This window comes from Pseudomonas sp. AAC (assembly GCF_000725445.1).
Taxonomy (GTDB): domain Bacteria; phylum Pseudomonadota; class Gammaproteobacteria; order Pseudomonadales; family Pseudomonadaceae; genus Pseudomonas; species Pseudomonas citronellolis.
Genome location: NZ_KL647098.1, coordinates 639,032 through 661,432 on the forward strand (window position 1 = coordinate 639,032; position 22,401 = coordinate 661,432).

The 22,401-nt window shown below is 67.3% G+C and carries 23 protein-coding genes; 7 read left to right on the forward strand and 16 right to left on the reverse strand.

Annotated elements, in window-relative coordinates:
• Window positions 1-585: 585 nt before the first annotated feature.
• The 5 genes from cysB to FG99_RS20450 all read right to left on the reverse strand — a co-directional run bounded on the left by cysB (window position 586) and on the right by FG99_RS20450 (window position 4,586).
• The gene (gene cysB / locus FG99_RS20430) at window positions 586-1,560 is read right to left on the reverse strand and encodes an HTH-type transcriptional regulator CysB (protein ID WP_009623289.1); all 975 of its coding nucleotides are present in this window, start codon (window positions 1,558-1,560) and stop codon (window positions 586-588) included.
• A 196-nt stretch (window positions 1,561-1,756) separates the two neighbouring features.
• A complete protein-coding gene (locus tag FG99_RS20435; RefSeq protein ID WP_009623290.1) occupies window positions 1,757-2,245 on the reverse strand; it encodes a universal stress protein in 489 nt (162 codons plus the stop codon).
• Window positions 2,246-2,309: 64 nt separating this feature from the next.
• Entirely contained in the window at window positions 2,310-3,221 is a 912-nt protein-coding gene (locus FG99_RS20440) for a 5'-nucleotidase (RefSeq protein ID WP_043272087.1), read from the reverse strand.
• Between the two features lie 21 nt (window positions 3,222-3,242).
• On the reverse strand, window positions 3,243-4,196 hold the full coding sequence (locus FG99_RS20445; protein ID WP_043272088.1) for a putative 2-dehydropantoate 2-reductase: 954 nt from the start codon (window positions 4,194-4,196) through the stop codon (window positions 3,243-3,245).
• The gene (locus FG99_RS20450; RefSeq protein ID WP_009623296.1) at window positions 4,197-4,586 is read right to left on the reverse strand and encodes a YbbN family protein; all 390 of its coding nucleotides are present in this window, start codon (window positions 4,584-4,586) and stop codon (window positions 4,197-4,199) included.
• On the opposite strand from FG99_RS20450, the gene FG99_RS20455 reads away from it, so the two are divergent.
• Both FG99_RS20455 and FG99_RS20460 read left to right on the forward strand, forming a co-directional pair.
• Window positions 4,585-5,004: a PilZ domain-containing protein gene (locus FG99_RS20455; protein WP_024128653.1), complete on the forward strand. Its 420-nt coding sequence runs from the start codon at window positions 4,585-4,587 to the stop codon at window positions 5,002-5,004. The two genes, FG99_RS20450 and FG99_RS20455, sit on opposite strands and share 2 nt — an antisense overlap.
• A 165-nt stretch (window positions 5,005-5,169) precedes the next feature.
• Window positions 5,170-6,246: a 3-deoxy-7-phosphoheptulonate synthase gene (locus FG99_RS20460; protein WP_043272089.1), complete on the forward strand. Its 1,077-nt coding sequence runs from the start codon at window positions 5,170-5,172 to the stop codon at window positions 6,244-6,246.
• A gap of 57 nt (window positions 6,247-6,303) precedes the next feature.
• Here FG99_RS20460 and FG99_RS20465 read toward each other — a convergent pair whose 3' ends face one another.
• Together FG99_RS20465 and FG99_RS20470 are read right to left on the reverse strand one after the other, a co-directional pair.
• Window positions 6,304-6,588 (reverse strand): GNAT family N-acetyltransferase, encoded by a 285-nt coding sequence (locus tag FG99_RS20465; RefSeq protein ID WP_009623398.1) that lies wholly within the window; start codon window positions 6,586-6,588, stop codon window positions 6,304-6,306.
• 22 nt (window positions 6,589-6,610) lie between these two features.
• On the reverse strand, window positions 6,611-7,885 hold the full coding sequence (locus tag FG99_RS20470) for a hypothetical protein (RefSeq protein ID WP_009623399.1): 1,275 nt from the start codon (window positions 7,883-7,885) through the stop codon (window positions 6,611-6,613).
• A gap of 225 nt (window positions 7,886-8,110) precedes the next feature.
• On the opposite strand from FG99_RS20470, the gene FG99_RS20475 reads away from it, so the two are divergent.
• Both FG99_RS20475 and FG99_RS20480 read left to right on the forward strand, forming a co-directional pair.
• On the forward strand, window positions 8,111-8,800 hold the full coding sequence (locus tag FG99_RS20475) for a crotonase/enoyl-CoA hydratase family protein (RefSeq protein ID WP_043272090.1): 690 nt from the start codon (window positions 8,111-8,113) through the stop codon (window positions 8,798-8,800).
• 876 nt (window positions 8,801-9,676) lie between these two features.
• Window positions 9,677-9,865: a hypothetical protein gene (locus FG99_RS20480; RefSeq protein WP_009618839.1), complete on the forward strand. Its 189-nt coding sequence runs from the start codon at window positions 9,677-9,679 to the stop codon at window positions 9,863-9,865.
• Window positions 9,866-9,936: 71 nt separating this feature from the next.
• On the opposite strand, the gene FG99_RS20485 is transcribed toward FG99_RS20480, so the two are convergent.
• On the reverse strand, window positions 9,937-10,443 hold the full coding sequence (locus FG99_RS20485; RefSeq protein ID WP_009618837.1) for a macro domain-containing protein: 507 nt from the start codon (window positions 10,441-10,443) through the stop codon (window positions 9,937-9,939).
• A gap of 231 nt (window positions 10,444-10,674) precedes the next feature.
• Between FG99_RS20485 and FG99_RS20490 the strand changes: the two genes are divergently transcribed.
• A complete protein-coding gene (locus FG99_RS20490) occupies window positions 10,675-10,896 on the forward strand; it encodes a hypothetical protein (RefSeq protein WP_043272092.1) in 222 nt (73 codons plus the stop codon).
• A 97-nt stretch (window positions 10,897-10,993) separates the two neighbouring features.
• Entirely contained in the window at window positions 10,994-11,965 is a 972-nt protein-coding gene (locus tag FG99_RS20495) for a magnesium and cobalt transport protein CorA (protein ID WP_009618833.1), read from the forward strand.
• A gap of 276 nt (window positions 11,966-12,241) precedes the next feature.
• Here the strand turns inward: FG99_RS20495 and FG99_RS20500 are convergent, their stop codons facing one another.
• The 4 genes from FG99_RS20500 to FG99_RS20515 form a co-directional block, all read right to left on the reverse strand.
• Window positions 12,242-12,979, reverse strand: coding sequence for an amidotransferase (locus FG99_RS20500; RefSeq protein ID WP_043272093.1), 738 nt, complete (start codon window positions 12,977-12,979; stop codon window positions 12,242-12,244).
• Window positions 12,980-13,171: 192 nt separating this feature from the next.
• Window positions 13,172-13,729: a cysteine hydrolase family protein gene (locus FG99_RS20505; RefSeq protein WP_043272094.1), complete on the reverse strand. Its 558-nt coding sequence runs from the start codon at window positions 13,727-13,729 to the stop codon at window positions 13,172-13,174.
• 438 nt (window positions 13,730-14,167) lie between these two features.
• Window positions 14,168-16,312 carry a 3-hydroxyacyl-CoA dehydrogenase NAD-binding domain-containing protein gene (locus FG99_RS20510; RefSeq protein WP_043272095.1) on the reverse strand — a complete coding sequence of 715 codons (2,145 nt, stop codon included), beginning with the start codon at window positions 16,310-16,312 and terminating at the stop codon, window positions 14,168-14,170.
• Between the two features lie 161 nt (window positions 16,313-16,473).
• Entirely contained in the window at window positions 16,474-17,679 is a 1,206-nt protein-coding gene (locus FG99_RS20515) for an acetyl-CoA C-acetyltransferase (protein ID WP_043272096.1), read from the reverse strand.
• Window positions 17,680-18,350: 671 nt separating this feature from the next.
• Here FG99_RS20515 and FG99_RS20520 point away from each other — a divergent pair.
• Window positions 18,351-19,151 carry a c-type cytochrome gene (locus tag FG99_RS20520; protein ID WP_043272097.1) on the forward strand — a complete coding sequence of 267 codons (801 nt, stop codon included), beginning with the start codon at window positions 18,351-18,353 and terminating at the stop codon, window positions 19,149-19,151.
• 90 nt (window positions 19,152-19,241) lie between these two features.
• Here the strand turns inward: FG99_RS20520 and FG99_RS20525 are convergent, their stop codons facing one another.
• The 4 genes from FG99_RS20525 to ssuD form a co-directional block, all read right to left on the reverse strand.
• Window positions 19,242-19,457 (reverse strand): TOBE domain-containing protein, encoded by a 216-nt coding sequence (locus FG99_RS20525; RefSeq protein WP_009618813.1) that lies wholly within the window; start codon window positions 19,455-19,457, stop codon window positions 19,242-19,244.
• A 48-nt stretch (window positions 19,458-19,505) separates the two neighbouring features.
• A complete protein-coding gene (ssuB, locus tag FG99_RS20530; protein WP_043272098.1) occupies window positions 19,506-20,315 on the reverse strand; it encodes an aliphatic sulfonates ABC transporter ATP-binding protein in 810 nt (269 codons plus the stop codon).
• On the reverse strand, window positions 20,312-21,106 hold the full coding sequence (ssuC, locus tag FG99_RS20535) for an aliphatic sulfonate ABC transporter permease SsuC (RefSeq protein ID WP_043272099.1): 795 nt from the start codon (window positions 21,104-21,106) through the stop codon (window positions 20,312-20,314). The genes ssuB and ssuC overlap by 4 nt, the downstream gene beginning before the upstream one ends.
• A gap of 63 nt (window positions 21,107-21,169) precedes the next feature.
• Window positions 21,170-22,321, reverse strand: coding sequence for an FMNH2-dependent alkanesulfonate monooxygenase (ssuD, locus tag FG99_RS20540; protein ID WP_043272100.1), 1,152 nt, complete (start codon window positions 22,319-22,321; stop codon window positions 21,170-21,172).
• Between the last annotated feature and the right edge of the window lie 80 nt (window positions 22,322-22,401).

The following is a 22,401-nucleotide window of genomic DNA, read 5'->3' on the forward strand; positions in this document are numbered from 1 at the left end:
GGCGGTTCGCGAGCAAGCTCGCTCCTACGAAAAGCCAAACGCATTCGCTCTGGCTGCTCTTGAGACTTCCAGAGAAACATCCGCGCACTCCGAAACGCCCCTTCAGAAGGCCGAGCGAAACCGGCGCTCAGGAGGTCATGCGACATGGATGTCGCGAGAGCCCCGATGGGCTACAGGGACGTACCCTCGGGGCGGGCCTCCGTGGCGGGGGAATTCGCGAGGGTAGCCCGGCTCCATCGGGCCCGTATGTCGGGGCAAGCCTTTTTGGTTCCTTTTGTGGCGACTGACAAAAGGGACTCGCCCGAGGGGGCGAAACAAGAAGGTCGGGCAGACTCGGTGCGGCGTAGAAACACCCAAGCCGAGGCAACTGGGTTATTCCCCTTCGGGCCAGCGCAAGCGCTGTTCGCGATGGAGCCGCGTCCCGCGTTCGCGGGAATGATGAAGGTGGAGGATGGCGCCGGACCAACAAGCCACTCAGGATAGCCCCCTCTCCCGCTTGCGGGAGAGGGTTGGGGAGAGGGCGCTCTTGAACCCAACACCTACCCCACCTAAACCCCGCCAATCCCCACCCGTTTCACACCAACCTCAATAAACCGGCAGCTCGATCCCTTCGAACAGCTCATCCAGCTCAGCCTTGTTGTGGCACTGCACCGCCTTGGCCAGCAACTCGCGGGTCAGGTGCGGAGCGAACTTCTCGATGAAGTCGCACATGAAACCGCGCAGGAAGGTGCCGCGGCGGAAGCCGATCTTGGTCACGCTGGACTCGAACAGGTGGCTGGCGTCGAGCATCACCAGGTCGCTGTCCAGCTTCGGGTCCACCGCCATGTGCGCCACGATGCCCACGCCCAGGCCCAGGCGCACGTAGGTCTTGATCACGTCGGCGTCGGCGGCGGTGAACACCACCTTGGGCACCAGGCCGCGCTGGTTGAAGGCCTCGTCCAGCTTGGAGCGGCCGGTGAAGCCGAACACGTAGGTGACGATCGGCTGCTCGGCGAGCAGTTCCAGGGTCAGCTTCGGCACCTTGGTCAGCGGGTGGCCCTGGGGCACGATCACGCAGCGGTTCCAGCGGTAGCAGGGCATCATGATCAGGTCGCCGAACAGCTCCAGAGCCTCGGTGGCGATGGCGAAGTCGACGGTGCCGTCGGCGGCCATCTCGGCGATCTGCATGGGCGTGCCCTGGTGCATGTGCAGGGAGACGTCCGGGTACTGCTTGATGAAGCCGCTGATCACGCTCGGCAGCGCGTAGCGCGCCTGGGTGTGGGTGGTGGCGATGGACAGGGTGCCCTTCTTCTCGTTGGAGAATTCCTGGGCGATCTGCTTGATGCTCTCGACCTTGCGCAGGATCTCGCCGGCGGTGTTGATGATGCGCTCGCCGGCGGGGGTGACGCGGGTCAGGTGCTTGCCGCTGCGGGCGAAGACTTCCACGCCCAGTTCGTCTTCCAGCAGGCGGATCTGCTTGCTGATGCCCGGCTGCGACGTGTACAGGCTCTGCGCGGTGGCGGAAACGTTGAGGTCGTGGTGCGCGACTTCCCAGATATAGCGCAGTTGCTGAAGCTTCATGGAGATTCCTCGAAATGGATGTCGCGGCCCGCGACCCGGGCTCTGCTTTTATAACCATATTAATGGTTTGAGGAATAAAGTTAGACGTTTTTTTCGAGCTTGCCTACTACGTCCCCTCTGGCAACATCCCGGCACCCCACGGACACCGGGAAAAGTGCGCGGCAGAGCGCCGCATCCGTTCGTCGCGCAGCCGCCTTCAGCTGCGGTGCTGCAGCATGGGCACCAGGTAGACCGGCACTTCCGCCAGCTGCACCACCCGTGCGGCGGTACGCCCCAGAGGCGTGTTCATGCCCTCGCCATGGCTGTGGCTGCCGGCGACTATCAGGTCCACGGCCAGGCGCTGCGCCTCGTCGAGGATCACCTGCGGCGGGTCGCCCTGCAGCACGCGCACCGAACGGATCATGTCCGACTCCTCGTGCAGTTCGCCGAGTTCGTCGCGAAAGCCTTCCATCACCCGCCGCTCGATGTTGCCCATCACGGTGCTCAAGCCGCTGCTGCGCAGCTCGGCAAGGGTGTCGGCATCCAGGTAGGTCTGCAGCACGGAGTCGGCGAACAGCCCCATCGGCTCCACGGCGTGCACCACGTGGATCTCGGCGTCGTAGGCGCGGGCGAGGGACATGGCGTGCTGGAGGACGTACGGGGCGTAGAGACCAAGGTCGGTAGCGTAGAGAATCGATCGGATCATGCGGCCTCCTACTGCCTCGGCGGCGGGCCTCTGAGCAGAGTAGCAGCAAGCGGCCGAGGCCGCGCTAGCTGGCCGTCTGCGGCTCGTTGCTGACGCCGTGGGGCACGTGGCCGGTGGCGACCACCTCCCGGGCCCGCTCGCAATGCCCGGGCTGGTCGTCGAAGAACACGTCGGCGCTGAAGGCCTCGAGGAACGCCGACTTGTCCAGGCCGCCGAGGAACAGCGATTCGTCCAGGCGGATGTCCCATTCGCGCAGGGTGCGGATGACGCGCTCGTGGGCCGGCGCCGAGCGCGCGGTGACCAGCGCCGTGCGGATCGGGCAGGACTCCTGGGGGAAGGCCTGCTGCACGCGGTTCAGCGCCGCCAGGAAGGGCTTGAACGGGCCGCCGCCCAATGGCTCGCGGGCGGACGCCTGCTCGCGCGTCTGGAAGGCCTCCAGGCCGCCCTGCTGGAACACCCGCTCGGCCTCGTCGGAGAACAGCACGGCGTCGCCGTCGAAGGCGAAGCGCAGTTCGCCGGCGGTCTCGCGACGGGCCCCGGCGGAGAGGATGGTGGCCGCGGCGAAGCCGTTCTCCAGGGCGCTGCGCACGTCCTCGACGTGGGTGGAGAGGAACAGGTGGCAGCCGAACGCCGCCAGGTACGGGTATGGGCTGCGCCCGCCGACGAAGGCCGCGCGGGAGATGCCCAGGCCGTGCTGCTGGATGGAGTTGAACACCCGCAGGCCGGTGTCGGCGCTGTTGCGCGAGACCAGCACCACTTCCACCAGTTGCCGGCCGAGCATCTCGTTGAGCCCCAGCAGCTTCTGCACCAGGGCGAAGGCGTCGCCGGGCTGCAGCACCTCGTCCTCGTGGGCGATCTGGTACTGCCGGTAGGCCTCCACGCCTTCGGATTCGTAGATGCGGTGGCTCTCGTCCAGGTCGAACAGCGCCCGCGAGGAGATCGCCACCACCAGCTTGTCGCCCAGCCCCTTGCCCATTGCCCGTTCCCCCGTGATGGATCAGCGCGCCTGGTTGCGCGCGTCGATGAAGCGTAGCGCCCGTTGCAGCGCCTCGATGCGTGGCATCGCCACCCCGGCGGCGGCCGCCGCGGCCAGGGGCGCATCATAGATCGCCTGCAGCTCCAGCGGCCGGCGCTGGGCGAAGTCGTGGTACATGCTCGGCAGGTAGTCGGGCATGCGTTCGGTCGAGCTCAGCATCGCCGCCGGGTAGCCGGCCGGCAACTCATGGCCGCAGGCGGCGGCGCCGGCCATCACCTCGTCCATGATGGCGGCGATCAGCGCGCGGCTGTCGGCATTGGCCATCAGCGCCCGGGTGCCGCTGTCCAGCAGCACCGACAGGCCGTTGTAAGGGACGTTCCATACCAGCTTCTGCCAGCGCGCATGCTCCAGCGCCGGCATCGCCACGGAATCCAGCCCGGCCTGGCGGAACAGCGCCGCGCCCTCCTCGGCGATAGCCTGGCCGGCGGCAGCGGCGGCCGGCCCGCTGTGGTAGCCCAGGTGCACCGCGCCCAGGGCCTGGTGTTCGATCACTCCCGGCGCGGAGCGGTGCACGCAGATGTAGCAGAGCCCGCCGAGCAGGTGCAGCGCGTCCGGCAGCAGCGGGCGCAGGCCCTCCTCCACCGCCAGGCCGTTCTGCAGCAGCAGGACCTTGGCGCCCGGCGCCGCGGCGCGGGCGATCAGCGGCGCCAGCTCGGCGTTGCTGGTGGTCTTGGCGCCCACCAGCAACCAGTCGCACGGCGGCATCTCGGCGACGTCGTGGTAGGCCTGCACCGGCGCCAGGCCCAGGGCGCCGTGCACCTGGCTGTTCAGGCGCAGGCCGTGCTCGGCCACCGCGGCGTATTCGCTGCGCAGCAGGAAATGCACGTCGAAGCCGGCGCGGGCCAGCATCAGGCCGTAGAAACCGCCGATGGCGCCAGTGCCGATCACGCCGATGCGGACGGGGGAAACAGTCATTCAGGGCAACTCCTCGGGAATGCGCAAGGCCGCGGCGCGCAGGGCCTGGGCCAGTGGGCCGGCGCGCAGGGGCGCGTCGAGGCGGCCATGGAAGGCGCCGTCGCGCACCAGGAACAGCGCCGGCAGGTGGAAGACTTCATAACGCTCGACCAGGCCGCCATTGCGCCCGGCATCGACCCAGCACAGGCGCCGCACCGGCAGCCCCATGCCCGGCAACTGCGCGCGGGCCCAGCGGCAGGAAGCGCAGCCCTCGGCGCTGAACACCAGCAGCGAGTCGCCTGGCAACTCGAGCAACCGGTGATCGGCATCCAGGTCGGTGAGTTCCAGCGACGGCACTATACTTTGCCCAATGCCAACGCCAAAAAGATTGCAGTCGGAGCCTTCCGTCATGCGACAGTTCCTGCGTCACCCCTGTGATCTACCGGTGGAGCTGGTGGTCCGCAGGCAGCTCTTCCTGCCGCGCCAGCGCCTGTACAATATCAGCCTCGGCGGGGTGGCCTGCAACGCCCCGCGCGGTTTCCGCCGCGGCACCGCGGTCGAGCTGCGCATCCCGCTGCTGGGCGACGCCGCGCGCTACCCCGGCGTGGTGGCCTGGAGCCGCAAGCTCAGCGACGACTACCTGGTGGGCGTGGCCTTCCTCGACGAGGACACCCTGTTCCGCGCGCGAATGGTCGAACAGGTCTGCCAGATCGAGCACTTCCGCCGCCAGCGCGAGCGCGAAAGCGGGCAGGCGCAGCCGGTGGAAGACACCGCCCTGGAGTGGATCGCCTGCAACGCCGCCGACTTCCCCCTGTTCTGCGCCATCTGAAACGGCGCCGAACCCCGTCATCCGGGCATTTTCCCGCTGCCTGCCCATTGTCGAGCCGGCGTCCGACGCGTTAAGGTTCGACTTCCCCTTAGCGAGATTCATGCCTGCGCCCCATCGCATGGGGGTTCCTGGCGGCCGGCACCCGTGACCTGACTGAGTACCACGATGGCTGATTTACAGATCGACGACCTTAACGTTGCCTCCAACGAGACCCTGATCACGCCGGAGCAGCTCAAGCGCGAAATTCCCCTGACCGAAGCCGCGCGGAACACCGTCGCCCATGGCCGCCAGGTCGTCCGCGACATCCTCGATGGCAAGGACCACCGCCTGTTCGTGGTGATCGGCCCCTGCTCCATCCACGACGTCAAGGCCGCCCACGAATACGCCGAGCGCCTCAAGGTCCTGGCCGCCGAAGTCGCCGACACCCTGTTCCTGGTAATGCGCGTGTACTTCGAGAAACCGCGCACCACCGTGGGCTGGAAAGGCCTGATCAACGACCCCTACCTGGACGACTCCTTCAAGATCCAGGACGGCCTGCACATCGGCCGCCAGTTGCTGCGCGACCTGGCCGAGATGGGCCTGCCCACCGCCACCGAGGCGCTCGACCCGATCTCCCCGCAGTACCTGCAGGACCTGATCAGCTGGTCGGCCATCGGCGCGCGCACCACCGAATCCCAGACCCACCGCGAGATGGCTTCCGGCCTGTCCTCCGCGGTCGGCTTCAAGAACGGCACCGACGGCAGCCTGACCGTGGCGATCAACGCCCTGCAGTCGGTCTCCAGCCCGCACCGTTTCCTCGGCATCAACCAGGAAGGCGGCGTCTCCATCGTCACCACCAAGGGCAACCGCTACGGCCACGTGGTGCTGCGCGGCGGCAACGGCAAGCCGAACTACGACTCGGTGAGCGTGGCCCTGTGCGAGCAGGAGCTGAACAAGGCCAAGGTGCCGCTGAACGTGATGGTCGACTGCAGCCACGCCAACTCAAACAAGGACCCGGCCCTGCAGCCGCTGGTGATGGACAACGTCGCCAACCAGATCGTCGAAGGCAACAACTCCATCGTCGGCCTGATGGTGGAAAGCCACCTGGGCTGGGGCAGCCAGCCGATCCCGAAGGACCTCTGCCAGCTGCAGTACGGCGTCTCCGTCACCGACGCCTGCATCGACTGGGAAACCACCGAGAAGGCCGTGCGCAGCATGCACGCCAAGCTCAAGGACGTGCTGCCCAAGCGCCAGCGCGGCTGAATCGGACGCAACGAAAAACGCCGGGCAATGCCCGGCGTTTTCATGGGTGCTGGCGACTCAGGCCATGCGGTCGGCGTGGCGCGGATGGCGCTCCAGGTAGCGCTCGACGTAGGAGCACGAGGGAATCACGCTGTAGCCCTTGCGCTCGGCGTACTGCAGCGCGTGCTCGGTGAGCGCCGCGGCGATGCCGCGGCCGCGCAGGCTGTCGGGCACGAAGGTGCGGTAGATGTCCAGCGTCTGCTTGCCCAGATCCATGTAGGCCAGGTAGGCACGATGACCGTCCACCGTCGTGACGAACTGGTGGCTGGACTCATCATGATGGATGGACAACGACTCACTCACTTGCACTCTCCTCTTGCGCGTCTCACAACTCGACGCGCACCTGATTGATCTTGTTCAGGCGGAGGTTCATCTCGGCCGAGCCCGTCCCCATGAGGACCGTGATATAGACTCGTCCGTTCTCCACCTTGTGCAGTACACCCTGATAATAGGCACCATCGAAGGTGATGAACTGCAGGCGCTTGCCGGTGTACTGGGCAAGGCTGTCGATACTGACGAAGCCATATTGCTGCGTTCTCTTCTCCGACTCAACCGTTTCTTCGGCTGAAATCTTATGCGTGGCCGAATCGGCGGTGACCTTGTGCTTCAGCGGGTCGACCCAGGCGAAGCCGATCGGGTTCACCGCCTGCTGGTTCACCAGCACCACCGGGCGCAGCATGCCGACCACGTCCTTGGCCTCGAAGAACTGCAACCCGCTCCAGGTCATGCCCTCGCTGGGGTTGAGTTCCAGGCGCAGCGACTGCGGGTCGGCCAGGTAGCGAGCGTAGGCGTCGAGCAGCGGCTGGTCCAGCGCCACGCGCTGGCTGCGCATGGCCTTGTCGAACTGCGCCAGGGCCTGCTTGAGGTACTCCTCGCGCTTGACGCCCAGGCGCGCGGCGCAGAATTCCTGGACCTTGCGCTGGTACTGGTTGTCGTCCAGCTCGACGGTCACCTGGGACACCCGCGGCGGGTTCACGCGCATGTCGCCGGGGCGTTCGGAGACGTTGCTCAGGGACATGCCGACGCGGGTGTCGAGCATGCCGCGGGCGTCCGAGCGCAGGTTGAAGGTCAGCTTCTGCGCGCCGGGCTCGAACAGGTAGGAGAACTCGATGTCCGACTCCAGGGTGCGGTAGCCCATCTGCAGCAGCTCGTCGGAGCCGATGTTGCGGATGTTGCCGCAGGCCACCTCGCTCATGGCGGTGAACACGCTGCTCTCCGCCGGCTGCTGGTACAGCGCCTGCATGAACGGCCCGTGCACCTGCAGCTCGACGCCGGTGAGTTCCATGGCCATCTGCTTGGGCAGCTTGCCCTCGGCCAGGCGCTCCTTGAAGCTCAGCAGCTCGCGCAGGCCGTTGAACCTGAGCTGGGCATGGGCCACCTTCAGGCTGTCGCGGGCGGCCGGCACGCGGATCTCCACGTTCTTCAGGCCGACGCGGCCGTCGAAGGAAGAGGAAATCCCGCCGTAGGTGATCTCCACCATCGGCGACAGGCGCGCCACGGCGTCGTCGACGATGCTGCGCACGGACAGCCACAGCGACACCTTGATGATGAGCGCGACGGCCACGATGCCGAGCAGGCCCCACTTGAGCAGTTTCGACATTCGGAAGGACTTCCCTGTAAGCGGATTGATACGGACGGCGGTGCTGGCAGCTTAACAGCACGGCCTGCGCGCCTCCACGCACACCCCGCGAAATTCACCGGCTCGCCCATCGGAGAGTGAAGTCCGTCGCAAAACCGCGGTGACCGGCCGGTCGGACACAGCGCTTTACGGTCGCCGTGGCCGCCAGTATGTTCTGTGCCACGCCCCTTTTCCGGATGTCCTGCCATGAGTGAACTGATCAGCTATCAACTCGACGACGGCGTCGCCACCCTGACCCTAGCCAACGGCAAGGTGAATGCCATCTCCCCCGCCGTGATCGAGGCCTTCAACCAGGCGCTGGACCGTGCCGAGCAGGACCGCGCGGTGGTGATCCTCACCGGCCAGCCGGGCATCCTTTCCGGCGGCTACGACCTCAAGGTGATGACCTCCGGCCCGGAGAACGCCGTGGCCCTGGTGGCCGCCGGTTCGACCCTGGCCCGGCGCATGCTGGCCCATCCCTACCCGATCATCGTCGCCTGCCCCGGCCACGCGGTGGCCAAGGGCGCCTTCCTGCTGCTCTCGGCGGACTACCGCATCGGCGTCGACGGCCCCTTCCAGATCGGCCTGAACGAAGTGGCCATCGGCATGACCATGCACCACGTGGGCATCGAACTGGCCCGCGACCGCCTGCGCAAGTCGGCCTTCAACCGTTCGGTGATCAACGCCGAGATGTTCGCCCCGCAAGAAGCCATGGCCGCCGGCTTCCTCGACAAGGTGGTCAGCGCCGAGGAACTGCTGGACACCGCCCGCGCCGCCGCCCAGCAGTTGAAGAAACTGAACATGACCGCGCACCGCAACACCAAGCTGAAGGTGCGCCGGCAACTGCTGGAAACCCTCGACCAGGCCATCGAGAAGGACAAGCAGCACCTGGCCTGAGGTGCTCCTACGCCGCCCCACTGTTCCTACAGGTGCGGGGGAAATGCCGTGCCTCACGAAGCGCATAGGGGCACGGAATCGAGCGAGCAGGCCTGCGGCCCCCTCACCCTAACCCTCTCCCGGAGGGAGAGGGGACCGTTCGGCGTGCGTTGGTGTTTCAGCGTCAGCCGGCTAGCGCAGGGGTTGCCGGCTGAAACCAGGCCTTCTCTCGGCGCGGACTAGCCCCCTCTCCCTCCGGGAGAGGGCTGGGGTGAGGGGAAAGCCCGAGCGCCGATGCCATTCCCCTGTAGGAGCGCGCCCTGCGCGCGATTTCGCGGGCAGGGCCCGCTTACAGGTGCGGGGGAAATGCCGTGCCTCACGAAGCGCATAGAGGCACGGAATCGAGCGAGCAGGCCTGCGACCCCTCACCCTCTCCCAGAGGGAGAGGGGACCGTTCGGCGTGCGTTGGTGTTTCGGCGTCAGCCGGCTAGCGCAGGGGTTGCCGGCTGAAACCAGGCCTTCTCTCGGCACGGACTAGCCCCCTCTCCCTCCGGGAGAGGGCTGGGGTGAGGGGAAAGCCCGAGCGCCGATGCCATTCCCCTGTAGGAGCGCGCCCTGCACGCGATTTCGCGGGCAGGGCCCTACGGTTCCAGGAAGCACGGCTTCTCGTAGGATGGCGTTGAGCGAAGCGATACCCATCAGCGCAACCGCATGGGTTTCGCAAGCTCAACCCATCCTACGAAGAGCACCTAGGCGCAAGACAGTTGCTCCTACGGGGCGCCTCGAATAGTTACGAAAAAGGCAAAACTGATTAAGCCCGTTCAGTCTTTTTCAAAAATTATTGCGCGTTAACCTATTGATGAACCCACAGGAAAAGCAACCAACGAGGTGTTCATCATGAAACTCCAACTGATCGCCACTGCCCTCCTCGCCAGCGCCACTCTGCTCGGTGCCCAGTCCGGCTTCGCCGAAGAATCGCCGCTGATGCAGAACCGCATGGTCAACCTGAACCAGGCCGCGCTGCAGCATCAGGCCGAGCGGACCGCCAGCCAGCAGCACGACGCTACCCCCGCCCACCAGGGCTGACCGGCGCTCGCCGGCATTCCGACGGCCCCACGCGCCCCGGCTCCGGGACGCGCCAGGCCGCCGGCCACGCCTCAGCCGAGCTTCTCGTCGGCGGCGACTCCCTTGCGATAGACCGCATAGACCACTACGGGGATGTCCAGATGGCCGAGATACCTGTCCAGCAACGGTCGCACATCCTTCCAGTCCAGCCCGCCGACACCGGTGGCCAGGCACGGCAGCGCCAGGCTGCGGACGCCCTCCCCCTCGACGTACTTCGCCAGCTCCCGCAGGCAGTGCCCGACGTTCTCCAGACTGGCCTTGGCCGGCTTGGCGCTACGCCCGCTGCCCTGCATGTCCTGGGTGAGCAGGTTGACGATGCCGCGGGTCGAACCGTCGGCGTCCACCCCCGACCAGGCCCAGATGGAGCCCGGCGCGGGCGCCGAGGCATGGGCCGCATGACGGTAGTCGCGGACCAGCGACGGCCAGCGCTCGCGCAGGGCCAGGGCCAGGCCGCTGTCGAACGGGTCCTGGGGCGCGATGCCATGGGCGATGACCTGGGCCTTGCTCAGCAGAATGTCGCCTTCAACTTCTCGAATCATGAATCTTTCCTTGCTCGGTGGAGTACCTCGGAAGCCTTGCCTTGCGCTCCCGTCAACTTCCACGTTACGCCTGGCCGCACCGCGAACCTTGACCCGCATCAAGGCCGCATCCCCCTCGCGGCGGTCGGCAAACCATCAATTCCACCGATAGTTGAAAGCAACGAACTTCGTTATCCCATCGACCAGACTGCTGGGAAACTGGCCCCACTCCCACTTCCGGCAGCCCTCGCCATGCACCGCTCCACCGCCCGCACCCTGCGCAACGGCGCCCTCGCCAGCATCGGCCTGTACAGCATCGTGGTCCTGGTGGCGCTGGCCCTGAGCGGCGGCTTCCAGCTCACCCGCAACATCCAGCCGGACGGCGTGGACAAGAGCGCGCTGTTCCAGCGTTTCAACGAAGTGCTGCCCAACACCCTGGCGGTGCTGCAGCAGAGCCTGCGCCCGCACTCCTGAACCCGCGCTGGCGGCCTGCGCCAGCTTGCCCATACTTTGCAGATCGCCGCCGGCGCCCGCCGGTACCGCCCGCCTCCGCCTGCCGGGAGAACGCGCCATGGGTCGAGTCGTCGCATCCGCCGTCTACTGCAAGGGCAAGAAGGTCGCCGATATCCCGCTGGAGGCGGGCTATCGCTGGGCCTGCCAGCCCGACCACTTCGTCTGGACCGGCCTGCAGGAACCCACGCCGGAAGAGCTGATGAACCTGCAGAAGCAGTTCAACCTGCACGAGCTGGCGATCGCCGACGCCCTGGAGAAGCACAGCCGGCCGAAGCTGGAAACCTTCGGCGACGCGCTGTTCATGGTGATCTACTCGCCGGTGCGCGCGGACAGCCGGCTGATGTTCGTGGAAACCCACCTGTTCGCCGGCATCGGCTACATCATCAGCGCCCGCCATGGCTTCTCGCAGTCGTACTCGCAGGTGCGCCAGCGCTGCGAGGCGCGCCCGCTGCTGCTGGCCCACGGCACCGACTTCGTGCTCTACGCCCTGCTCGACTTCGTGGTCGGCAACTACGAGCCGGTGGTGGAAGAGATCCGCGGCGAGATCGAGGTGCTGGAACAGCGCGCCCTGCGCACCTCGCTGAGCCAGGAGGAGATCGAGCGCATCTACGGCCTGCGCCGCGAGGTGCTCAAGCTGCGCCACTACGCGGCGCCCATGGTGGAGATCTGCCAGGAGCTGCAGCGCCTGGACTTCCCCTTCATCGACAAGCAGATGCGCCCCTACTTCCGCGACGTGGCCATCCACGTCAACCGCCTGCTGGAAGACCTCAACTCGCTGCGCGACATCGCCAGCCAGACCATCGAGGTCGGCCTGTTGCTGGAGTCCTCGCGGCAGAGCGTGGTGCAGCGCAAGTTCGCCGCCTGGGCGGCGATCCTCGGCTTGCCCACGGCGGTGGCCGGCATCTACGGGATGAACTTCGAGTACATCCCGGAGCTGCACTGGCACTACGGCTACTTCCTGGTGATGGGCCTGCTGGTGATCGGCTGCATCGGGCTGTACGTCAGCTTCAAGCAGGCGGATTGGCTCTGACCTGCCGACCGCGCCAAAGCGCTTGCGTAGGATGGGTTGAGCGAAGCGATACCCATCGGGCCATGGTGATGGGTATCGCAAGCTCAACCCATCCTACGGAGGCATCCTGCGCGGGATGCTCTTCGTCGGATCGAGGGGGACGCCTAGTTCTTGCTCGCGAACAAACCCCGCTGCGGAACCTGTTCGCGAGCAAGCTCGCTCCTACGAAAGGCGGTTCGCCTCGGCGCGTGAATGAAAACGCCGCTCCGGGGAGCGGCGTTGGTGGGCGCAGCGGGCTCAGGCGGCGTTCTGCTCGTCCTTTTTCCGGCCCAGTTGGACGAAGCGCATCATCCATTCGGCCACGGTGGCGCCCTGGTGCTCGCGGTCGAGGCTGTCGATGCCCTTCTGGTAGACCGGTTCGCTGAAGATCTCCCGGCGCAGGTCGAGGATCGCCTGGGAGTAGTCGGCGACGAACTCCGGGTGGCCCTGGAAGCACAGCACCTGGTCGCCGATGGCGTAGGCGGCGTTCGGGCAGAAGTCGCTACTGGCGATGCGCCGGGCGCCTTCGGGCAGCTGGGTGACCTGGTCCTGGTGGCTGACCAGCAGGGTCAGGTCGTCCAGTTGCGGCTGCATCCACTGCGGCTGCTCTTCGATGCGGTAGTCATGGATGCCCACGCCCCAGCCCTGGTCGGCGCGCTCGGTCTTGCCACCGAGCAGCAGGGCCAGCAGCTGGTGGCCGAAACACACGCCCAGCAGCTTGTCGCCGCGCTCGTAGCGGCTCAGCAGGTAGTCCTTGAGCTTGCGGATCCAGGGTTCGTCGCCGAAGGAGTCGTACTTGCTGCCGGTCACCAGGTAGGCGTCGTAGTGCTCGCTGTCGGGCGGGTAATGGCCCTCCACCACGTTGTACACCTTGAACTCGGCGGGCACCGGTTGCTTGGCGAACAGCTGCTGGAACATCCAGCCGTAGCCGGTGTACTGGTCGATCAGCTCGGGACGCAGGATATCGGTTTCCAGAATGCAGATTTGCAGCGTCATGTAGTGGTGGGTTCCTGAGGTTGAGCGGGCACGAACGCGCGCTTTCTTAACAAACTGCACGCCCCGTGAAAACTACACACTGTTTTTTCACGACACAAGATGACAAAGCCATTCCTTGCATCGGAATTTCAGGGGAAATACCCGAAAAACCGCCGCGCATCAATGCCGGCGGGAACGATGGCGACCGGCTGCTCAGCCGTCCCGCGCCATCCCCAGCGCCTGCGCGGTCTCCAGCACCCAGGCGTACTCGCCCTGCAGGTTGCCCAGGGCCATGGCATGGACCTCTTCGGCGCTGCGCAGGGTGCCGTGGTAGTCGCGCTGTTCGAAGGCGAAGCAGGCATCGGCCACCACGAAGGTGCGAAAGCCCAGGTTGCCGGCGCTGCGCGCGGTGCTTTCCACCGAGTTGTTGGTGCTGACGCCGGCAATCACCAGGGTGTCGATGCCGCGCACCCGCAGCCAGCGCTCCAGGCCGCTGTTGGCGAAGGCGTCGGGGACGTTCTTCTCCAGCACCTGCTCGTGCTCCAGCGGCGCCAGCGCGTCCTGGAACTCCACCCCCGGCTGCCCCGGCCAGAACGGCGAGCCCGGCGTGCGCGAGATGTGCCGGACGTGCAGCAGCGGCGCCCCGGCCGCGCGCCAGGCGGCCAGGAGTTCGGCGATGCGGGCTTCGGCGTGGGGGTTGTTGCGGGGGACCGGTGTGCTGGCCATGCCTTTTTGCATGTCGATGATGATCAGGGCGGGGGTGTTGGGCATGGTGGGTCCCGGGGGGTGATGGGTTTCGCTGCGCTCAACGCCATCCTACGGGGGTCGTGGGGAAGAAAAAACTGGCGGTGGGGGCGGTTTCGGGGGGCGCGTCCTTGCTTTGGCTTTTGCTTTTCGTAGGAGCGAGCTTGCTCGCGAATGGTGCTCGCCGGCGGCCATGGTGTCTCCGGTTGCTCCGTCCCCTCTCCCCAGCCCTCTCCCTGAAGGGAGAGGGGGCTTGTCCGTGCCAAGAGAAGGAATGGCCTCAACCTGAAACCGCCGGCGTGTCCGGCTAACTCAAGAGCATCCGCACACACCGAACGGTCCCCTCTCCCTTCAGGGAGAGGGTTAGGGAGAGGGAGCGGAGTTCCCCCAGAACACCGCTGCCACAGGTAACTCCCGTTCGCGAGCAAGAACTAGGCGTCCCCCTCGCTCCTACACCAAACCCATTCAGAAGGTCTCGTTGCGCAACGCCTTGTCCAGCAACAACGCCGGCGGCTCGAAGCGTTCTCCGTACTGCTCGGCCAGGTATTGCGCGCGGGCGATGAAGTCCTGCAGGCCGTACTGGTTGATGAACTGCAGCGCGCCGCCGCTCCAGGCGGCGAAGCCGATGCCGAAGATCGAGCCGATGTTGGCGTCGGCGGTCGACAGCAGCACACCCTCCTCCACGCAGCGCACCGTCTCGATGGCCTGGACGAAGAGGATGCGGTCGCGCACGTCCTCGGCCGGGATCATCCCGTCGGGTTTCTCGAAGCGCTGCTTCAGCTCCGGCCACAGGTGCTTCCTGCCGTTGGCGGGGTAGTCGTAGAAGCCGCCGCCGGCCGCCTTGCCCGGGCGCTTGTACTCGTTGAGCATCAGGTCGACCACGGCGAAGGCCGGGTGCTGCGGCAGGGCCTTGCCTTCGGCTTCCAGGTCCTTGCGGGTCTGCTCGCGGATGTGGCTCATCAGGCTCAGCGAGACCTCGTCGCTGATCGCCAGCGGGCCCACCGGCATGCCGGCCTGGCGCGCCTGGTTCTCGATCATCGCCGCCGGCACGCCCTCGCCGAGCATGGCCAGGCCTTCGTTGGTGAAGGTGCCGAACACCCGCGAGGTGAAGAAGCCGCGGCTGTCGTTGACCACGATCGGCGTCTTCCTGATCTGCAGGACGTAGTCGAAGGCGCGGGCCAGGGTGGCGTCGTCGGTCTTCTCGCCGCGGATGATTTCCACCAGCGGCATCTTGTCCACCGGGCTGAAGAAGTGCAGGCCGATGAACTTCTGCGGTTGCGCCACGGCCTGGGCCAGGCCGGTGATCGGCAGGGTCGAGGTGTTGGAGGCGATCACCGCATCAGGCAGCGCGGCGGCCTCGGCGGCGGCGGTGACCTTGCCCTTGAGCGCGCGGTCCTCGAACACCGCCTCGATGATCAGGTCGCAGCCCTCGAAGTCGGCTTCGCTGGCGCTCGGCTTGATGCGAGCCAGGAAGGCATCACGCTTCTCGGCGGTCATCTGGCCCTTGCCGACCTTCTTCTCCAGCAGCGCGGCGGAGTAGGCCTTGCCCTTCTCCGCCGCTTCGATGGAGACGTCCTTGAGCACCACCTCGATGCCGGCGGCGGCCGAGACGTAGGCGATGCCCGCGCCCATCATGCCGGCGCCGAGCACGCCGACCTTCTTCGTCTGCTGCTGCGGGTAGCCTTGCGGGCGCGACTTGCCGGCGTTGATCTCGTTGAGCTGGAACCAGAAGGTACCGATCATGTTCTTCGCCACCTGGCCGGTGGTCAGCTCGGTGAAGTAGCGCGCCTCGATCAATTGCGCGGTGTCGAAGTCCACCTGGGCGCCTTCGACCGCGGCGCACATGATCTTCTCCGGCGCCGGGAAGCAGCCCTTGGTCTTGTCGCGCAGCACGCTCGGGGCGATGGCCAGCATCTGCGCCACGTTCGGGCTGGACGGGGTGCCGCCGGGGATCTTGTAGCCAGCCGTGTCCCACGGCTGCTTGGCGTTGGGGTTGGCGGCGATCCATTCGCGGGCCTTGGCCAGCATGTCTTCGCGGCTGGAGGCCAACTGGTGGATCAGCCCGGCCTTGAGCGCCTGTTCCGGGCGCACCTTCTTGCCTTCGGCCAGGTACGGCAGGGCCTTCTCCAGGCCGAGCAGGCGCACCATGCGCACTACCCCGCCGCCGCCGGGCAGCAGGCCCAGGGTGACTTCCGGCAGGCCCAGCTGCACGTGGCTTTCATCGAGAGCGATGCGGTGGTGGCAGGCCAGGCAGATTTCCCAGCCGCCGCCCAGGGCCGCGCCGTTGATGGCGGCCACCACCGGCTTGCCGAGAGTCTCCAGGCGGCGCAGCTGGCCCTTGAGCACCAGGATGCCGGCGTAGAAGGCCGGGGCGTCGGCCTTGGTGACCTTGATCAGTTCGTTGAGGTCGCCGCCGGCGAAGAAGGTCTTCTTCGCGGAAGTCAGGATGACGCCGGCGATGGAGTCCTTCTCGGCCTCCAGGCGAGCGACGGTGGCGGCCATGGCCTCACGGTAGGCGCCATTCATGGTGTTGGCGCTCTGGCCGGGCATGTCCATGGTCAGGACGACTATGTTGTCCTGGCCCTTTTCGTAGCGGATGGCTTCGGTCATTTTTATCTTCTTCCCAGGGTGGGGGATCGCTTCAGGGGCGTCACGAGCGAAGGTCAGACAAGGCGGAAATTCTTCGGCAAGCGGAGTTGGCTGCAGCCAATGAGCATTCCCGGAGAATTTCCAACGCAGCATGGCCGAGCGCAGTAGCCCATGATCGATCCTTAAACGCGTTCGATGATGGTGGCTATGCCCATGCCGCCGCCCACGCAGAGGGTGGCCAGGCCGTAGCGCAGGTTGCGCCGCTCCAGTTCGTCGAGCAGGGTGCCGAGGATCATGCAGCCGGTGGCGCCCAGGGGGTGGCCCATGGCGATGGAGCCGCCGTTGACGTTGACCTTGCTCTCCGGCACGCCCATGTCCTTCATGAACTTCATCACCACCGAGGCGAAGGCTTCGTTGACCTCGAACAGGTCGATCTCGTCGACGCGCAGGCCGGCCTTGGCCAGGGCCTTGCGGGTGGCCGGCGCGGGGCCGGTGAGCATGATGGTCGGGTCGGTGCTGGTGACCGCGGTGGCGACGATGCGCGCGCGGGCCTTCAGGCCCAGCTCGCGGCCCTTGGCCTCGGAGCCGATGAGCATGGCGGCGGCGCCGTCGACGATGCCCGAGCTGTTGCCCGGGGTGTGCACGTGCTCGATGCGCTCGACGTAGCTGTACTTGCGCAGGGCGGTGGCGTCGAAGCCCATCTGCCCCATCATCTCGAAGCTCGGCTTGAGCGCGCCGAGACCTTCCAGGGTGGAGTCGGCGCGGATGAATTCGTCGTGGTCGAGGATGACGATGCCGTTCTGGTCGGTGACCGGCACCAGGGACTTGCCGAACAGCCCCTCGGCGCGGGCCTTGGCGGCCTTCTGCTGGGAGCGCAGGGCGAAGGCGTCGACATCGCTGCGGCTGAAGCCTTCCAGGGTGGCGATCAGGTCGGCGCCGATGCCCTGGGGCACGAAGCTGGTGTGCAGGTTGGTTTGCGGGTCCAGCGCCCAGGCGCCGCCGTCCGAGCCCATGGGCACCCGCGACATGGATTCCACGCCGCCCACCAGCACCAGGTCCTCGAAGCCCGAGCGCACCTTCATGGCGCCCAGGTTGACCGCCTCCAGGCCCGAGGCGCAGAAGCGGTTGATCTGCACGCCCGCCACCTGCTCGTCCCAGTCGGCGACCAGGGCGGCGGTCTTGGCGATGTCGGCGCCCTGGTCGCCCACCGGCGTCACGCAGCCCAGGACGATGTCGTCGACCTGCGCGGTGTCCAGCTGGTTGCGCCGCTGCACTTCGCGCAGCAGGCCGGCCATCAGGTCGACCGGCTTGACGCTGTACAGCGCGCCGTCCTTCTTGCCCTTGCCGCGGGGCGTGCGCACCGCGTCGTAAATCAATGCTTCGGTCATGGCGTTCTCTCTTGGGAGTGCTCTCTTGGCGTGGAGGTCACGCAGGCAGCGTGTCGGCCTACCTTAACCGCGCGGTGGCGGCCGGCAATGACCGGATCGCTCAGGCGGATTGACCCCCGCGCTCAGCCGCGCCGACCGGCGGTCGCCTGGCGCACCGCTCTGGGCGGCGCCCCGACGGGCGGTCGGATGAGCGGTCGGGCCGCGAGCCAGAGCCGTCACCGCGTTGTCATATAGATGGAATATGCCTGGAACCATAGGATTTGCTGCCAGATCGTCTAAGCCCGCGCCAGCCGGGGCTTAGACTGAAATTTCGCAGTACCTATGGGACGTCGCTGCCGGGTCTTGCCGGGGCGGCCGGTATGCAAAGCCAAGGTCGCAGCCACCCGGCGCCGGGCCGTATGAGCGCGCGGGAGCGGGCCAACAACAAGAAAGGCGGGAACATCATGATGGATCAACAACCGAAGAAATGGCGGCAGGCCAGCCTGATCGTCTTCGTTACCGCAGTGGTGCTCATCATCCCCAACCTCAGTCGCCTGGTCGGCTAGCCAACCGTCCGCCTGCCGCTGCGAAGCCGGCGTAGCCCGAGGGGCCGCGCCCTCGCAGCGCAGGTGGCAGTGCCGTTCGTCGGCATCCTCTGCTATGTTTGCGCAGCCCATCGCTGGAGCCCGCCCATGCGCTTCATCCTGTCGCTGCTGATCCTGCTTTGCCCCACCGTATTCGCCGCCGAACTGACCCTGGAGCTGCCCGCCGGCACGCGCACGCTGAGCAGCGCCGAGCTGCTGGGCAACGCCCAGGCGCGCAACATCGAGATCAAGGACGACGTGGCCTACAAGCGCACCATGCACTACCGCGCGGTGCCGCTGGCGGCGCTGCTGGAGGGCGTGGACGGCCGCGCCCACGTGCAGGCCGTGGCGCTGGACGGCTTCGCCGCCGAGCTGCCCGCCGCGCCGCTGCTGCAGAAGGACGGCGCGCGGGCCTGGCTGGCCATCGAAGACGAAAAGAAGCCCTGGCCGCCGCTGGGCCAGGACAAGCCTTCGGCCGGGCCCTTCTACCTGGTCTGGACCGACCCGCAGGCCTCGGCCATCGGCCCGGAGCAATGGCCCTTCCAGGTCAGCAGCCTGCGCGTGCTGGATTCGGTGGAAATCCGCTTCCCGGCCCTGGTCCCGGTCAAGGACGCCAGCCCCGACGTGCAGGCCGGCTTCGCCCTGTTCCAGAAGCACTGCCTGGCCTGCCACCGCCTGAACGGCGCCGGCGACGCCCAGTTCGGCCCGGACCTGAACCAGCCCTACAGCCCCACCGAGTACTTCGCCAGGGACTTCCTCCACGCCTACATCCGCGACCCGCAGAGCCTGCGCCGCTGGCCCCAGGCGAAAATGCCCGGCTTCGCCCCGGAAACCCTCGACGACACCGAGCTGGACCAGCTGATCGACTACCTCGCGCACATGGCGGCGCGGCGCCAGGCGCTGATGTAGAGCGCGCCGGCAAGGAAAAAGGCGGACGCTCCACAGGGGCGTCCGCCTTTTTTTCGCACCCAGGGCAGCGCAAACGCCGCCCTCCCCGCCTCACAGCTTGGCGATGGACACCTCGGTGGATTTCACGAAGGCGATCACTTCGCTGCCCACGGCCAGTTCCAGTTCCTTCACGGAGCGGGTGGTGATCACCGAGGTGACGATGCCGGCGGCGGTCTGCACGTCGATTTCCGAGAGCACCGGGCCTTCGAGGATTTCCTTCACGGTGCCCTTGAACTGGTTGCGGACGTTGATGGCTTTGATGGTCATGGCGTTTCTCCTATGGGGAATGTCGGTAGTGCACGGATGAACGGTGGATCAGAGCGCCCAGCGCAGTTGCGTGGGCAGTGGGGATACGGGTTCCGGCTCGGGCGGCAGCGGCGGCAACGCCAGCACGCGGTCGAGCACCTCGGCTTCCAGCGCGGCCAGGCGCGCCGAGCCGCGGGAGCGCGGGCGGGCCAGGTCGACGTTCAGGTCCAGGCCGATCTCGCCTTCCTCGATGAGGATCACCCGGTCGGCGACGGCCACCGCCTCGCTGACGTCGTGGGTGACCAGCAGCACGGTGAAGCCGTGGCGCTGCCAGAGGTTCTCGATCAGCCGCTGCATCTCGATGCGGGTCAGCGCATCCAGCGCGCCCAGCGGCTCGTCCAGCAGCAGCAGGCGCGGCCGGTGGATCAGCGCGCGGGCCAGGGCCACGCGCTGCTTCTGGCCGCCGGACAGGCTGGCCGGCCACTCCCGGGCGCGGTCGGCCAGGCCCACCGCCTCCAGGGCTTCCAGGGCCTGCTTGCGCCAGTCGCCGGACAGGCCCAGGCCGACGTTGTCGATCACCCGCTTCCACGGCAGCAGGCGGGCGTCCTGGAACATCAGACGGGTGCCTTCGCGGGCCTCTTCCAGGGGCGCGGAGCCGGCCAGCAACTCACCTTCGCTGGGGGCGTCGAGGCCGGCCAGCAGGCGCAGCAGGGTGCTCTTGCCGCAGCCGCTGCGGCCGACGATGGCGACGAACTGGCCGGCCGGGATGCGCAGGTCGATGCCCTTGAGCACCTCGCGCTCGCCGAAACGCTTGGCCACGCCGTTCAGCGCGAGCGGGATGCCCTGCTTGAGGTTCTGCGGAGTGCTGAGGGCGTTCATGCCGCACCTCCCTTGGCCTGGTAGGCCGGGTGCCAGCGCAGCCAGACGCGCTCCAGGCCGCGGGCGGCGAGGTCGGCCAGCTTGCCGAGCACGGCGTAGAGCAGGATCGCCAGGACCACCACGTCGGTCTGCAGGAACTCCCGGGCGTTCATCGCCAGGTAGCCGATGCCGGAGCTGGCGGAGATGGTCTCGGCGACGATCAGCGTCAGCCACATGAAGCCCAGGGCGAAGCGCACGCCCACCAGGATCGACGGCAGCGCGCCGGGCAGGATCACCTGGCGGAACAGGGCGAAGCCGGACAGGCCGTAGCTGCGCGCCATCTCCAGCAGCCCCGGATCGATGTTGCGGATGCCGTGGTAGGTGTTCAGGTAGATGGGGAACAGGGTGCCGAGGGCGACCAGGAAGATCTTCGCCGACTCGTCGATGCCGAACCACAGGATCACCAGCGGGATCAGCGCCAGGTGCGGCACGTTGCGGATCATCTGCACCGAGCTGTCGAGGAAGCGCTCGCCCCACTTCGACAGGCCGGTGACCAGGCCCAGGGCCAGGCCGATGGAGCCGCCGATGACGAAGCCGATGGCGGCGCGCCAGGTGCTGATCGCCAGGTGCTGCCAGAGCTCGCCGCTCTTCACCAGCTGGTAGCCGGCCTCGACCACCGCGCTGGGCGCCGGCAGGATGCGGCTGGAGAGGAAACCGCCCTCCACCGCCACCTGCCAGACCAGCACCAGGGCCACCGGCAAGGCCCAGGGCGCCAGGCGCTGGGCCACTTGGTTGAGAGTATTTGTCTTCATGTCTTGTGCTTCTCCGGGTTGCTCGCGGGGTGCGCGAGCAAGCTCGCTCCTACGAGGTCGACTTCAGCTCTGCGCGGCCTGCTGCTTGGGCAGGATGTCGTTGGCCACCATCTCGCCGAAGGGGCTGACGTAGCCGCGGGCTTCGGGCTGCTGCGGGCGGGCGAGGTCCAGGTGCGGGAACAGCAGTTCGGCGACGCGGTAGGACTCTTCCAGGTGCGGGTAGCCGGAGAAGATGAAGGTGTCGATGCCCAGCTCGGCGTATTCCTTCACCCGCGCGGCCACGGTCGGGCCGTCGCCGACCAGCGCGGTGCCGGCGCCGCCGCGCACCAGGCCGACGCCGGCCCAGAGGTTGGGCGAGACTTCCAGGTTGTCCTTGCTGCCGCCGTGCAGGGCGGCCATGCGCTGCTGGCCCACCGAGTCGAAGCGGGCGAGCGAGGCCTGGGCGCGGTCGATGGTGTCCTGGTCGAGGTGGCTGATCAGGCGGTCGGCGGCCTTCCAGGCTTCCTCGTTGGTTTCCCGCACGATCACGTGCAGGCGGATGCCGAAGCGCACGCTGCGGCCCAGTTTGGCGGCCTTCTCGCGGACCTGGGCGATCTTCTCGGCCACCGCGGCCGGCGGCTCGCCCCAGGTCAGGTACAGTTCGACCTGCTCGGCGGCGAGGTCCTGGGCGGCTTCCGAGGAGCCGCCGAAGTACAGCGGCGGGCGCGGCTGCTGGATCGGCGGGTAGAGCAGCTTGGCGCCCTGTACCTGGATGTGCTTGCCGTCGTAGTCGACGGTCTCGCCTTCCAGCACGCGGCGCCAGATACGGGTGAATTCGACGGAGGCCTCGTAGCGCTCCTCGTGGTTCAGGTGCAGGCCGTCGCCAGCCAGCTCGTCCGGGTCGCCGCCGGTGACCAGGTTGAACAGCGCGCGGCCGTTGGACAGGCGGTCGAGGGTCGCTGCCTGGCGCGCGGCCACAGTCGGCGAAATGATCCCCGGGCGCAGCGCCACCAGGAACTTCAGGCGCTGGGTCACCGGGATCAGCGAGGCGGCGACCAGCCAGGAGTCCTCGCAGGAGCGCCCGGTGGGGATCAGCACGCCGCCGAAGCCGAGGCGGTCGGCGGCCTGGGCCACCTGCTGCAGGTAGCCGTGGTCGACCGCGCGGGCGCCCTCGGCGGTGCCAAGGTAATGGCCGTCGCCGTGGGTGGGAAGGAACCAGAAGATGTTGAGGCTCATCGCTATAACTCCAGATTGAGCGCGCCGGCGTGGCGTAGCCGCGCGATGATGGGGTGTCGGAATCGGGTGAAGTCGCTGGG